The sequence below is a fragment of the Collinsella sp. wc0583 genome, from assembly GCF_046116915.1.
In the GTDB taxonomy this organism is placed as follows: domain Bacteria; phylum Actinomycetota; class Coriobacteriia; order Coriobacteriales; family Coriobacteriaceae; genus Collinsella.
Map to the genome: position 1 here is coordinate 130,779 of NZ_JBJXBN010000002.1, position 12,226 is coordinate 143,004.

At 63.0% G+C, this 12,226-nt stretch carries 11 protein-coding genes; 9 read left to right on the plus strand and 2 right to left on the minus strand.

Annotation, left to right across the window (positions count from 1 at the left end; translation table 11 throughout):
• The first annotated feature begins 3 nt into the window (after nt 1-3).
• Genes ACKUUJ_RS02250 through ACKUUJ_RS02265 form a run of 4 tightly spaced genes read left to right on the plus strand, consistent with a single transcriptional unit; the run spans nt 4 to nt 2,783 of the window.
• Nucleotides 4-621: an NADH-quinone oxidoreductase subunit B family protein gene (locus tag ACKUUJ_RS02250; RefSeq protein WP_409064515.1), complete on the plus strand. Its 618-nt coding sequence runs from the start codon at nt 4-6 to the stop codon at nt 619-621.
• Nucleotides 621-1,340, plus strand: a complete 720-nt coding sequence (locus ACKUUJ_RS02255) for an NADH-quinone oxidoreductase subunit C (RefSeq protein WP_409064516.1) — start codon at nt 621-623, stop codon at nt 1,338-1,340. The genes ACKUUJ_RS02250 and ACKUUJ_RS02255 overlap by 1 nt, the downstream gene beginning before the upstream one ends.
• Nucleotides 1,341-1,345: 5 nt before the next feature.
• Nucleotides 1,346-2,434, plus strand: a complete 1,089-nt coding sequence (locus ACKUUJ_RS02260; protein WP_368134424.1) for a nickel-dependent hydrogenase large subunit — start codon at nt 1,346-1,348, stop codon at nt 2,432-2,434.
• Between the two features lie 7 nt (nt 2,435-2,441).
• Nucleotides 2,442-2,783: a 4Fe-4S dicluster domain-containing protein gene (locus tag ACKUUJ_RS02265; protein WP_368134425.1), complete on the plus strand. Its 342-nt coding sequence runs from the start codon at nt 2,442-2,444 to the stop codon at nt 2,781-2,783.
• 560 nt (nt 2,784-3,343) lie between these two features.
• Here the strand turns inward: ACKUUJ_RS02265 and ACKUUJ_RS02270 are convergent.
• Together ACKUUJ_RS02270 and ACKUUJ_RS02275 are read right to left on the minus strand one after the other, a co-directional pair.
• A complete protein-coding gene (locus ACKUUJ_RS02270; protein WP_409064517.1) occupies nt 3,344-3,973 on the minus strand; it encodes a response regulator in 630 nt (209 codons plus the stop codon).
• Complete coding sequence (locus tag ACKUUJ_RS02275) at nt 3,970-5,115, minus strand: sensor histidine kinase (RefSeq protein ID WP_409064518.1); 1,146 nt, start codon at nt 5,113-5,115, stop codon at nt 3,970-3,972. Before ACKUUJ_RS02275 ends, ACKUUJ_RS02270 begins: the two co-directional genes overlap by 4 nt.
• Nucleotides 5,116-5,311: 196 nt before the next feature.
• On the opposite strand from ACKUUJ_RS02275, the gene ACKUUJ_RS02280 reads away from it, so the two are divergent.
• The 5 genes from ACKUUJ_RS02280 (at nt 5,312) to ACKUUJ_RS02300 (ending at nt 12,156) form a co-directional block, all read left to right on the plus strand.
• The gene (locus ACKUUJ_RS02280; protein WP_195239901.1) at nt 5,312-6,250 is read left to right on the plus strand and encodes an ABC transporter ATP-binding protein; all 939 of its coding nucleotides are present in this window, start codon (nt 5,312-5,314) and stop codon (nt 6,248-6,250) included.
• 9 nt (nt 6,251-6,259) lie between these two features.
• Nucleotides 6,260-7,447 carry an ABC transporter permease gene (locus ACKUUJ_RS02285; protein WP_409064519.1) on the plus strand — a complete coding sequence of 396 codons (1,188 nt, stop codon included), beginning with the start codon at nt 6,260-6,262 and terminating at the stop codon, nt 7,445-7,447.
• Entirely contained in the window at nt 7,434-8,639 is a 1,206-nt protein-coding gene (locus tag ACKUUJ_RS02290; protein WP_409064520.1) for an ABC transporter permease, read from the plus strand. The genes ACKUUJ_RS02285 and ACKUUJ_RS02290 overlap by 14 nt, the downstream gene beginning before the upstream one ends.
• Nucleotides 8,640-8,767: 128 nt before the next feature.
• Nucleotides 8,768-9,481, plus strand: a complete 714-nt coding sequence (locus ACKUUJ_RS02295) for an ABC transporter ATP-binding protein (RefSeq protein ID WP_409064521.1) — start codon at nt 8,768-8,770, stop codon at nt 9,479-9,481.
• An 8-nt stretch (nt 9,482-9,489) separates the two neighbouring features.
• A complete protein-coding gene (locus tag ACKUUJ_RS02300; protein WP_409064522.1) occupies nt 9,490-12,156 on the plus strand; it encodes an ABC transporter permease in 2,667 nt (888 codons plus the stop codon).
• Nucleotides 12,157-12,226: the final 70 nt, after the last annotated feature.

Genomic DNA, 12,226 nt, shown 5'->3' on the forward strand with positions numbered 1-12,226 from the left:
TCCATGGATCATAAAATGTCGCGCTCGCCGTGGGTTATTCATTACGACGGCTCGAGCTGCAACGGATGCGATATCGAGGTGCTGGCCTCGCTCACGCCGCTGTTCGATGCGGAGCGCTTTGGCGTGGTCAACACCGGCAACCCCAAGCATGCGGACATCTTTTTGGTGACGGGGTCGGTCAATGCCCAGAACCTGCCCGTCGTGCGCCAGATCTACAACCAAATGCTCGAGCCCAAGTGCGTGGTGGCGTGCGGCATCTGCGCGTGCTCGGGCGGCGTGTTCCGCGATGCCTATAACGTGATCGGCGGCGTGGACCGCGCGATTCCCGTGGACGTGTACGCGCCCGGGTGCGCCATCCGTCCCGAGACGGTGATCGATGCCATCGTGGAGGCGTGCGGCATTCTGGATCAGAAGGAGGCCGTGATGCGTGCTGGCGGCGATCCGCTTACCGTGGGCGGCGCCGCTACCTGGGACGGTGGCGTTGAGCTGGGCGAGGACGGGTTTGTGGCTGTGGGGGCCGGGGCTGACGGTGCCGGTGACGCGCCTGCCGGGAAGTCCGCCGCGCCCGCCGCTGGCGACGCACCTGCTGGGACGCCCGCCGCTGCAAAGGAGGCCGAGTAATGCAAAAGGCTATCTATACCACCGTCGGGATCGACGAGCTCCTGTCGCATGTCCAGGCGCTCAAGGGCGTCGGCGCGCGCTTTGTGCAAATGCATGCCGAGCGCAACGTCGACGACGGCACGTACCGCCTGGTCTATACGTTTATCAACGTTCGTGCTGCACGGGAGCAGATCGCTCAGGATGGCAGCTATGCGATCGAGAACCTGGTGGTTGAGGGCATCGACCAGTACCAGGAGATTCCGTCCATCAGCTCGTATTATCCGGCGGTGTTCCCGTTTGAGAACGAGGCGCACGACCTATTTGGTCTTGCCATTACCGACATGCAGATCGACTTTAAGGGCTTTTTCTACCAGGTCTCGACTGCCGAGCCCATGAGCGTTATCACGCCCGAGGTTAAGGTCGCGCGCGAGAAGGCCATGAAGGTCCGTGCCGCCGCCGAGGCCAAGGCGCGCAAGGCTGCGGCCGAAAAGGCCGCCGCTGCCGCGGCCGCTGCGGGGGAGGCTGCCACGGGCGCTGGCGATGCTGCGGGGGAGGCTGCCGCTCAGCCCGATGCGGCTGCCGGCTCCGATGCTCAGCACGATGAAGCTGCTGCGAAGGCTGCGCTCAAGGCCGCCGAGATGGAGGCAAAGCTCGCTGCCATGGATCCCGAGAAAGCGGCCAAGGTCCGCGCGGCGCTTGCCGCCAAGGCCGCCCGCGACAAGCAGAAAAAGGAGGCGTAAGGTCCATGGCACATCGCTCCGTTATTCCGTTTGGCCCGCAGCACCCGGTGCTGCCCGAGCCGCTTCATCTGGACCTGGTGATCGATGACGACCGCGTCATCGAGGCAATTCCGCAGATCGGCTTTGTGCACCGCGGACTCGAGAAGCTCACCGAAAAGCGCGACATGCACCAGTTTGGCTACATCGCCGAGCGCATCTGCGGCATCTGCGCCGTGGGACATAGCTATGGCTATGCCAACGCCTGCGAGCGCATGCTCGACATCGAGGTGCCCGGCCGCGTGCAGTATATCCGCACCATTTTGCACGAGCTTTCGCGCATTCACTCGCACCTGCTGTGGCTGGGCTTGCTCGCCGATGCCTTTGGCTTCGAGGCGCTGTTCTATCGTTCGTGGACCCTGCGCGAGCAGATCCTCAAGATCTTCGAGAGTACCTGCGGCGGCCGCGTGATTCTGTCGATTAACGAGATCGGCGGCCTTAAGCACGACATTGAGGACTCCGAGCTGGCAGGCATTGTCCAGACGCTCGATGCCATGCGTCCCGACTACGAGGCCCTGGTGCATACGTTTTTGGACGACAATAGCTGCGGCGAGCGCCTGCATGGCGTGGGCGTGATCAGCAAGAAGGACGCGCTGGACCTTTCGATGGTCGGCCCGTTCGGTCGTGCCTCGGGCGTGGACTATGACGTGCGCATGTTCGGTGACGGTGCCTATGCGGACCTGTCTGCGTTTGAGCCCATCGTTGCTAGCGATGGCGACTGCTATGCCCGCTGCCAGGTGCGTTGTGCCGAGGTCACGCAGGCCATGGACATCATCAAGGAGCTTGTCGGCAAGATCCCGCACGACGGTATCGGCGGGCGTACCAAGCTTACGCCGGCCGACGGCGCGCGCGGCGAGGTTGTGATTGAGCAGCCGCGCGGCGAGGCGTACTACTATGTGCGCGGCAACGGCACCAAGAACCTGGACCGCTTCCGCGTGCGCACGCCGACGTCGCAGAACCTGGCGGGTCTGACGCATGCGCTGCAGGGCGTGCTTCTTGCCAACGTGCCCATGATTATCCTGACCATCGACCCCTGCATTAGCTGCACGGAAAGGTAGGCGCGGCATGAGTTTGCTGACATTTGCCAAGACGGCCTTGGGCTCTATGGTCAAGCAGCCGGTAACGGTGTGCTATCCGCAGGAGAAGCTCGCGGCGCCCGAGCGCCTGCGCGGGCATATCGTCAATGACATGGACGTGTGCATTTGCTGCGGCATGTGCGCGCGTCGTTGCCCGGCGGGCGCGCTTGCGGTCGATCGCAAAGGCGGAACGTGGTCGATCGACCCGTATGCCTGCGTGGTGTGCGGCGAGTGCATCGAAAGCTGCCCCAAGCACTGCCTGACTATGGATACCGCCCGCACTCCAGTCGCGGCGAACAAGGCTCCCACGGTAGAAACTAAGCCGGAGTAGCGCTGGAATTGAGCTGGAATAGGGGCCGGCGGGGCAAAAATGCCCCATCGGCCCCGCGCGTGAACGCGCGGTTATGCTGCTGCGAACAAAACTATGCCGGATTACGGGGCAGGATTGCGAACCTCCGACCATATCGAAAACCACGAAATTAAAACTGCAGGTAGACGAACCGTCATTTTGCGGAAAACGCGGGTATGGATGAGGGCCCCGACTTTAGCCCCGTAATCCGGCATAGTTTTGAAATGCCACCATATCAGTACCAGCCCCTGATCTCCCGTGGACAGAGGGAAACGGATCATTTTGGTCCCGCGAGGCTTGCGGAGGCGCTCGTGCAGAGCCGCTCGGACAAAACTATGCCGGTTTACGGGGCTAAGTCACGCGCTCCCAACCATGCCGATATCCGTGAAAATAAAACCGCAGGTAGACAAGCCGTCATTTTACGGAAAACGCGGGTATGGATGGGGGCCATGAGCTTAGCCCCGTAAACCGGCATAGTTTTGAAATGGCATTAAATCGATAACAGCTATTTTGCTCTGTCGGAGCGGTTGGCCGTTGGGTAATTACCCTCGCAGGTAGGCGATGGCGATCTGCGTGCGGTTGCGTAGGCCCATTTTGGCAAGGATCGAGCTGATGTGGTTGCGTACGGTGCCTTCGCCCATATAGGCGGTGGCGGCAATCCCCTTGTTATCGAGGCCGCGGGCGATGAGCTCGGCGACTTCGAATTCGCGGTCGGTTAGGCTGGCGAAGGCCGCAGGCCGGCGGGGCGTGCCCGCCTCAACGTCCGTTCCGTCAAAATCGACGTCCTCGATCGCCTTGCCCTCGAGCACGCGTTTGCCATCCATGACCTGCGTCAACGCGGGAGGGATGGCAGCGACGTCGGTTTTAATCAAGTAGCCGCGCGCGCCCAGTTTGAGCGCCGACACAATGTACTCGTCATCCGAGAACGTCGTCAGAAACACCACGCGTGCTGCAGGATCACGCTCAAGGATCTCGCGTGCCGCCGAAAGTCCGTCGCGCCCCGGCATCTGAATGTCGAGCAGCGCGATATCGGGCGCGTGCTCGGCGTAGAGCGCGACCGCGTCGTCGCCATTGGCGCCGGTGCCCACTACCTCGATTTGCGGCTGGGCGCCCAGGATGATCTTGAGCGAATCGACCACCAAGCGGTCGTCGTCGACAACGATGAGCCTCATCGGTCCTCATCTCCTTGCTGTTTGGGAACGGTGGCAAACACGCGCCAGCCGCCGGCGCCGGTGCGCGGGCCGGCGGTGAAGGTGCCGCCAAGCGCCTCGATGCGCTCGCGCATGGAGGCGAGCCCCATGCCCTCCGCGGCGCCGCGGCCGCTTGCTTGAACCCCGCCCGTGCCGTCGTCGGCAATGATGAGCTGGTAAAACGACGGATGCTCCATACATCGTACAGTGACAGCATGGGCGCAAGCGTGGCGCATGGTGTTGGAGAGCGCCTCGCGCAGGACCGCCGCAAAGCAGTTGGCGACGTTTGCGGGTGCATGCTCGGCCATAACTTCAAGCTCAATCTGCGGACCGCCGTCCGAGCGCGCGCCTCCGACAATGCGTTCGAGCTGTACGGAAAGGTCGATGGCGTTGTCGTTGAGCGCGTGGACGCTGGTGCGCACAAGCTGGAGCGCCTCGTCAACCGTGCGTTTGACGTCGGCGAAATCGGCGGCAACCCTGGGCTCGTCGGCGTGCACGACGCGCAGGGCCTCGGTCTGCAGCGAGGCGCGCGTGAGCTGGTGGCCGACGTTATCGTGGATCTCGCGCGCGATACGGGCGCGTTCGGCGAGTGTCGCGAGCTCGACTTCGTAGTCCTGACGATCGGCAAGGTCGCGGTTGCGCGCTTCGAGCGCGAGAGCTCGTTCCTGCAGCTCGTCGCGGATGCGGCGCATGCGCTGCTGCTCGCGCTCCAACTGGGCGGTACGTAGCGATAGCAAGGTGGCGGCAACTGAAAGGATGGCGGTCAGTAGAAACGTTCGGGCGGTGAGCGCGTCGGCGCGTAGGTCCGCAATGAGCGCAAAAGCAAAGACGGAGCCAATGCTCAGTGCGATCCAGGCACGCTCACGGTGCACGCGTCGTGCGATGTCATAGAGGGCGAGAGGCGCAAACGGCACAAACGGCGGCACGAAGACGGCCGCGATGATGTAAGCGCAGCTCGCGGCCTCGCTTGTGCGGCGCGTGCGTTCCTTCTGCGCGAGCTCGGCCAGCGAGGTGGCAATAACACCAAGGCAAAACGCCGCGACCAGGCGAGCGTCCACAGCAAGGCCCGTGGCGGCTGCGATGCAGCACGCCAGCACGATCGATTTGTCGAAAAGCCTGTTCATACGGGTATTGTACGCGAAGCCGCGCGTAGTGGAGGGGCCGCCTGCGCAACCGTGACATTCCTCCCGCGCGACAAATCGGGGGCGTCGGCGGCCACACGGCCAAGCCCCGCACTCGTGACAAAGCTCACTGGCGCGCGCCGGCGGCTCCTGCGATGATGCAATCGTACCGGGCCGCAATCAACAGGAGGGCCGCCTCATGACAGACATCGTCCACGTCGAAAACCTCGTCAAGCGCTATGACGACCTTATCGCGCTCGACCACTTTAACCTGAGCATCGCCCCCGGCGAGATCTTTGGCCTGCTGGGCCCCAACGGCTCGGGCAAGACCACGTCCATCAACTGCATTCTGCAGCTGCTTGCCTACGACAAAGGCACCATCGAGTTGTTCGGCGAGCCCATGACGCCCGCCCGCTATGACCTCAAGCGCCGCATCGGCGTGGTGCCGCAGCAGGTGGCGGTATTCGACGAGCTTACGGTGCGCGAGAACATCGACTATTTCTGCAGTCTCTACGTTAACGACCGCAAGCGCCGCCGCGCGCTCGTGGACGAGGCGATTGACTTTGTCGGGCTGGGTGACTTTACCAAGTTCCGCCCCGGCAAGCTCTCGGGCGGCCTGGCGCGCCGGCTCAACATCGCCTGCGGTATCGCGCACAAGCCCGAGCTCATCTTTTTTGACGAGCCCACGGTGGCGGTCGACCCGCAGAGCCGCAACGCCATCCTGGAGGGCATCTGCCGCCTGCGCGACGAGGGCGCCACGGTGGTGTATACCAGCCATTACATGGAGGAAGTCGAGCAGATCTGCAGCCGCATCATGATCATGGACGGCGGCCGCGTGCTGGCGCAGGGCACCAACGACGAGCTCAAGCGCATGATTCAGATGGGCGAGCGCGTGACCGTCGAGGTCGGCGCCGTCGAGCCCGCCACGGTCGAGCGGCTGCGCGCCCTCGAGCACGTGCTTTCGGTTGAGCTGTCCGGCGGCGAGCTCGTCTGCACTTGCGAGGCGAGTCCGCACAACCTGGTCGACATCCTCGACACGCTGCGCGCCGCCGACGTGGCACTCGGCCGCGTGTGGAGCGAGCCGCCGACCCTCAACGACGTGTTCCTCGAGATCACCGGCCGCGAGCTGCGCGACTAGGGGGCGGCCATGTTCAACACCATTATCATTACGGTCAAGACGCTGCTGCGTCGGCCGAGTACGTGGGTTTGGGGCGCGATCTTTCCCATCGCACTTTCCACGATGTTCATGTTTATGTTTGCGAATCTGAGCTCCGACGGCACGGTCGACCCGGTGCCGGTGGCCGTCGTGGCGGATGAGGCCTGGGACGCCTCGACCTTTAAGGACGTGGCGACGTCGCTTGCCAAGGAAGGCGACGACCAGCTGCTCGAGATCCACGAGTGCGACGACGCTGCCGCCGCGGACCACGCGCTCAAGGCCGGTGAGGTCGCGGGTATCTATACGGTCGACGCTGCGGGCACGCCCAAACTCACGTTGCTTTCGAGCTATGGCAGCTCGCGCGCCTCGTCGGTGCTCACCGACCGCAGTATCCTGGAGACGGTGGCAAGCTCGTATACGCAAAATGCCGAGCTCATGTCCCAGATTGCCCAAGACAACCCGGCGGCGCTCGCCGACCCGGAGGCGGTTGCGCGCGCCCTGTCGCTCGAGGGCGGTACCCGCCGCGTAAGCCTGACACGCACCACGCCCGATGGCACGGTCATCTACTACTACGCGCTCTTTGGCCTGGTCGCGATGATGTCTGCCGAGTTTGCCGCCTTGAGCGTCGTCGACCTGCAGCCCAATCTGTCGGGCCTTGGCGCACGTCGCTGCGTGGGCGGCCTTTCCAAGACGGCGTCGCTGGCCGGCATTTTTGTCGGCTCGTGGCTGGTTTCCTTTGCCTCGATGACGATCGCGATCGGCTACGTGCGCCTGGTCGTGGGCGTCGACTTTGGCGGGCGCGAGGGACTGTGTCTGGTGGGCAGCGCCGCTTCCGCGCTTGCCGCCACGGGCTTGGGACTCTTTGTGGGCACGCTTCCCGTTAAGGGCGGCAAGGCGTCCAAGTCGGGCATCCTCACGGGCTTTGCCACCACGTGCGCCCTGTTCGCCGGACTCTACGGCGAGCCGGCGATGGCGCTTGCCGACGACGTCGCCCGCGCCTGCCCGGCCGAGTGCTGGCTCAACCCCGTCAAGCTTATCTGCGACATGTTCAACCGCCTGTATTTCTTTGAGGACTTGGGCCCCTTTGCCGTTCGCGCCGGCGCACTCGTCCTTATGGCGCTGCTGTTCGTTGCCGCCGCCACGCTGATCTTTGGAAGGAGCCGCTATGAGCACCTTTAAGACCGCGCTTCGCATGGCGCTCGCGCACCCGCTCTATCTGCTCATCTACACGGTGTTCATTTCGCTGATGGGTGTGTTTATCGCGGCATCGGTGAGCTGGAACTCGTCGCAGCTCACCGAGTACAAGCCCTACGACGCCAACGTGATCGTGGTCGACCGTGACGACAGCGACCTTTCGCGTGCGCTTGCCAAGCATCTGGGTTCGCGCTTTGAGCTGGTCACGGGCGTCGGCGACGATACGTACGATCTTGCGGATGCGCTTTCCAAGAGCAACAGTGCCAAGGGTAGCGCCGACTGCGTGTTCTTTATCCCGGAGGGGTTTGAGGACGACCTCGTTGCAGCCGCTCGCGCGGGGGAGCCTCTGCCCAAGCTCGATGTGACCTACGGCGCCGGCACCATGGCGGCGGCGCTTTCGTCTGCCGAGGCCTCGCACTGGATCTCGCTCGCGGGCGCTGCGGCCGCGCTTGAGCCCACTGCCTCCAACGGCGACGTTGCCAAGGCTGCCGAACATGCGGTCACCAAGCGTGCCGAGGTCGAGATCGAGCAGGTCAAGGTCGACTCGACTGCCGCCGCCACGCTCGAGTCGTACTTCAACTTTGGCGCGTATGCGATTATCTCGTCGGTCATCGTGTCGGTGGGGCTGGTGTTCTCGGGCATGAACGAGCCCGAGCGCGTGCGTCGTATGGATGCCGGCCCAATCTCCGAGCGCCAGCGTTCGCTTGCCGTGTTTGCGGCCGCCGCCGTACTCACCGTCTGCATCTGGTTTGTGTCGAGCATGATGGGCGTCGTGGGCTTTGCCGGCGCGGTCGCCGAGGTCGGCGTGGGCCGTGTGTGCCTGGCGCTGGCGGCGACGTTTGCCCTTGCGTGCACGCCTCTGGCCGTTGGCTTTGCCCTTTCGAGCCTGGGTGCGCGCGAGGAGCTGCTCAACGGCGTGGGCAACCTGCTCGGCATGCTCATGACGTTTTTGGGCGGCGCCTGGATGCCGCTGTCGCTCATGGGCTCGGCCGTGCAGACCGTGGCGCATTTTGTGCCGACGTTTTGGGTGAACGACGCGATCGGCAAGGCGCTCGCCGCGGACCTGACGCCCACCGTGCTGGGCGATATCGCCTGCGATCTGGGTGTCACGGTGCTCTTTGCCGCGGCCATCGCCGCCGTAGGCCTGGCCCTCGCACGCGCCAAATCCCGCGCCTAGCCGCCTAGTCGTTTAAGAGCGTCCCCAATGACTAGTCTGAAATAAATCCCAAGCCTCGCCCCAAAATAGTTTGCCAAGGTTTACTATTACGCTCATAAAGTAGTACGGGGCTAACAATAGGGGATACCATGGCAACGCAGGAAGCCTATGTCCAGGTTAAGGATCTCAAAAAGCACTATGGCGACGGTGATGCATGCCTGACGGTGCTCGACGGCATCGACACGTCCATCAACCGCGGAGAGATCTGCGTCATGCTGGGACCTTCGGGTTCGGGCAAGTCGACGTTTCTTAACCTAATCGGCGGCCTGGAGGATGCCGACGCCGGCTCTATTCTGGTGGACGGCTGCGACCTCACGGTGCTCAAGCCTACCGACCTGGGCGAGTATCGCCGCCGCGAGCTGGGCTTTGTCTTCCAGTTTTATAACCTGGTGCCCGACCTCACCATCAAGGAAAACATCGAGGTCACGGCGCACCTGTCCAAAAAGTCGCTCAACATCGACGACCTGCTGCGTTCGCTGGGCCTCTACGAGCACCGCAACAAGTTTCCGCGCCAGGTCTCGGGCGGCCAACAGCAGCGCTGCGCCATCGGCCGTGCGCTCGTCAAAAACCCGGGCCTGCTGCTGTGCGACGAGCCCACGGGCGCGCTTGACTATAAGACGTCCAAGGAAATCTTGCAGCTCATGGAGGATGTCAACCGCACCTACGGCTGCACCATCATCATTGTCACCCACAATGCCGCCATCGCGCGCATGGCCAATCGCGTGCTGCGCCTGCGCGACGGGCGCATCGTCGAGGATGAGCTCAACGAGTCGCCCGTCGCGGCCGCCGAGCTCGATTGGTAGGCGGCGCCATGACACCTCTCGCAAAACGTCTCCCGCGCGAGCTGCGTCGCAATATCGGCAAGTACCTGGGCATCTTTTTGCTTATGTGCGGAAGCATCGCTCTCACCTCGGGCTTTTTGCTCGCAGCCCATTCCATCGGCTGCCTTATCGATGACATACGCGATGCGTACGCGATTGAGGACGGCCGCGTGACCACCTCCTTCGAGGCCACCAAAGACCAGCTCAAGGCAGCCGAGGACGCGGCAGACGACGTCGGCGGCGTCACGCTCTACAAGAATTTCTCCATTGACGCCATCATCAAAAAGACCGCCGGCGACGACGGCACCAAGCGCACGCTGCGCACCTATGCGCACCGCACCAAGGTCGATATCGCGTCCTACTGTGAGGGTAGGCAGCCCAAGACGGACGATGAGGTGGCCATCGACCGTGTCTTCGCCACCAACAACGACCTCGCCGTGGACGATAAGGTCGAGCTTGAGGGCCGCACCTACACCATCTGCGGCATCATGACCCAGCCCGATAGCCAGGCGCTGTTCCTCAACAACTCGGACTTTACGGTGAACACCATCACGTACGGCGTGGCCGAGGTCACCGATGCCGGCTTTGCCGCGCTCGAGGATGCCGGCGGCGCGCCCGCCTACACCTACTCCTTTACCTTTGCCGATCGCGACCTCCCCACCGCGGATCGCATCGATGCGGAGCAGGATATGGTCGAGGCGCTGACCGACGCCGATGCGCGCGTGGACGATCTGATCGATGCCGATTCCAACCAGGGCATTGGCTATGCGCGCGACGACGTAGACGGCGACTCCATGATGTGGATGACGCTGCTCGACATCATCATCGTGATCATGGCGTTCGTCTTTGTGGTCCTTACCGACGCCACCATCGAGGAGGAGAGCGCCATCATCGGCACGTTGCTCGCCAGCGGCTACCGCCGCCGCGAGATCGTGCTGCACTACCTTGCGCTTCCCGCTATCGTGGGCGTGGTCGCGGCGCTTTTGGGCACTGCGCTCGGCATAGCGTTCTTTACCGAGCCCATGCGCGGCCTCTATTACGGGTCGTACAGTCTGCCGCCCTTCCAGGTGTGCTGGAGCTGGGAGATCTTTGTGAAGTGCGCCGTGGTTCCCGCCGCCGCGCTCATCCTCATCACGCTGGTGGGCCTGCTTCGCAAAATGGGCAAGACGCCGTTGCAGTTCCTTCGTTACGAGGCGAGCGGCAAATCGGGCACCAAGCGCGGTATGCAACTGCCGGAGCGCATGGGTTTTGTTTCCCGCTTCCGCCTGCGTATCTTCCTGCGCAACCTGGGCAACTTCGCCACGCTCTTTGTGGGCATTGCGTTTGCCTCGCTGCTGCTGCTCTTTGGCCTGGCGATCCTGCCCACGATGACGCACTACGCGGACAACCTCGAGACGAGCCTGGTCGCCGAGCACCAGTACACGCTCAAGGCGCCGCTGGAGCTCGAGGGCACTGCCGAGGAGCGCGAGCAGTGGTCGGCACTCGAGCGCTTGCAGTCGGTTGACGGCGCGCTGCTTTCCGCCGCCCAGGATGCCGATGACGAGCTTGACGACGCGGCCGATGCGGCGCAGGTGGCAGCCGATGCCGCGACCGCATCCCCGTCTGCCGAGAGCCTGGCCGCAGCGCAGGATGCGCTTGCCAAGGTCCAGGACAAGAAGGATGCGCTCTACGCGCGCCTTGACGATCTTGCCGATGCCCTCGGCTGCGACCGCGATGAGGTCATCGGCCTGATTGACAAGGCCTCTAAGATCGACGCTGACAACGACGATATCCACCCGGTCAATACGACCGACAACGGCGCGGGCACAATCGCACAGGCCGAGAAATACGCCGTTTACCAGCTGCAATACGACCGCGGCGATGGAAATGGCGAGGAGACGATTTCCGTCTACGGCATTTCATCCGATTCGCGCTACTGGAAAGATCTCAACGTCGGCGACGGACGCGTCGTCTTTGGTGGCGGTCTGCTCGATAAGTTTGGCTGGAGCGAGGGTCAGAAGGTTACGCTCGGCGACAAGTACGAGGGCGAGCATTATTCCCTTGAGTACGCGGGCAAGGACTGTGCCTGGGGCTCCAAGTCGGACATGAATATCTATATGAGTATCGACGACTTTAACGAGCTGTTCGACAACGACGCCGCCTACTTTAACGGCTATGTGAGCGACGAGAAGCTCGATCTCGATGCTCGTTACTTTGCCGGCGACACCACGCCCGATGACATGCGCGCCGTGGGCGACCAGTTCATCGGCATGATGAGCAAAATGATCGGCATGATGGTCGGGCTTGCGGTGTTCATCTTCCTGCTGTTTATGTACCTGCTGACCAAGGCGGTGATCGACCACAGCGCCCGTTCGATCAGCTACATGAAAGTCTTTGGCTATCGCGATAGCGAGATCTCGCATCTGTACATCCGCTCGATCACGCTGTGCGTGGCGGCGTCGCTCGTGCTGAGCCTGCCCGTGATCATTGGCTCGCTCACGGCCATCTTCCGCTCGATGCTGCTCGCCTACAACGGCAATATCGAGATCTACGTGCCCACTTGGTCTATGGCTGCATGCGTCGGCATTGGCTTTGCGACCTACCTGGTCGTGGCGCTGCTACACACGCGTTCTATCAAGCGCGTCAGCCTGGCCGAGGCCCTTAAAGTCCAAGAGTAGTCGTTTAAGAACGTCCCCAACGACTCGGTTTCGCGCTTGACTTTGACCCTACTTCAGCGGGTACCATCCT

Excerpts from the sequence above, each read along its gene's own strand:
- ACKUUJ_RS02290 (WP_409064520.1), top strand. The coding sequence starts at position 7,434 with ATGAGCACCTTTAAGACCGCGCTTCGCATGGCGCTCGCGCACCCGCTC.
- ACKUUJ_RS02275 (WP_409064518.1), bottom strand. The coding sequence starts at position 5,115 with ATGAACAGGCTTTTCGACAAATCGATCGTGCTGGCGTGCTGCATCGCA.
- ACKUUJ_RS02280 (WP_195239901.1), top strand. The coding sequence starts at position 5,312 with ATGACAGACATCGTCCACGTCGAAAACCTCGTCAAGCGCTATGACGAC.
- ACKUUJ_RS02250 (WP_409064515.1), top strand. The coding sequence starts at position 4 with ATGGATCATAAAATGTCGCGCTCGCCGTGGGTTATTCATTACGACGGC.
- ACKUUJ_RS02285 (WP_409064519.1), top strand. The coding sequence starts at position 6,260 with ATGTTCAACACCATTATCATTACGGTCAAGACGCTGCTGCGTCGGCCG.
- ACKUUJ_RS02265 (WP_368134425.1), top strand. The coding sequence starts at position 2,442 with ATGAGTTTGCTGACATTTGCCAAGACGGCCTTGGGCTCTATGGTCAAG.
- ACKUUJ_RS02260 (WP_368134424.1), top strand. The coding sequence starts at position 1,346 with ATGGCACATCGCTCCGTTATTCCGTTTGGCCCGCAGCACCCGGTGCTG.
- ACKUUJ_RS02295 (WP_409064521.1), top strand. The coding sequence starts at position 8,768 with ATGGCAACGCAGGAAGCCTATGTCCAGGTTAAGGATCTCAAAAAGCAC.
- ACKUUJ_RS02300 (WP_409064522.1), top strand. The coding sequence starts at position 9,490 with ATGACACCTCTCGCAAAACGTCTCCCGCGCGAGCTGCGTCGCAATATC.
- ACKUUJ_RS02255 (WP_409064516.1), top strand. The coding sequence starts at position 621 with ATGCAAAAGGCTATCTATACCACCGTCGGGATCGACGAGCTCCTGTCG.
- ACKUUJ_RS02270 (WP_409064517.1), bottom strand. The coding sequence starts at position 3,973 with ATGAGGCTCATCGTTGTCGACGACGACCGCTTGGTGGTCGATTCGCTC.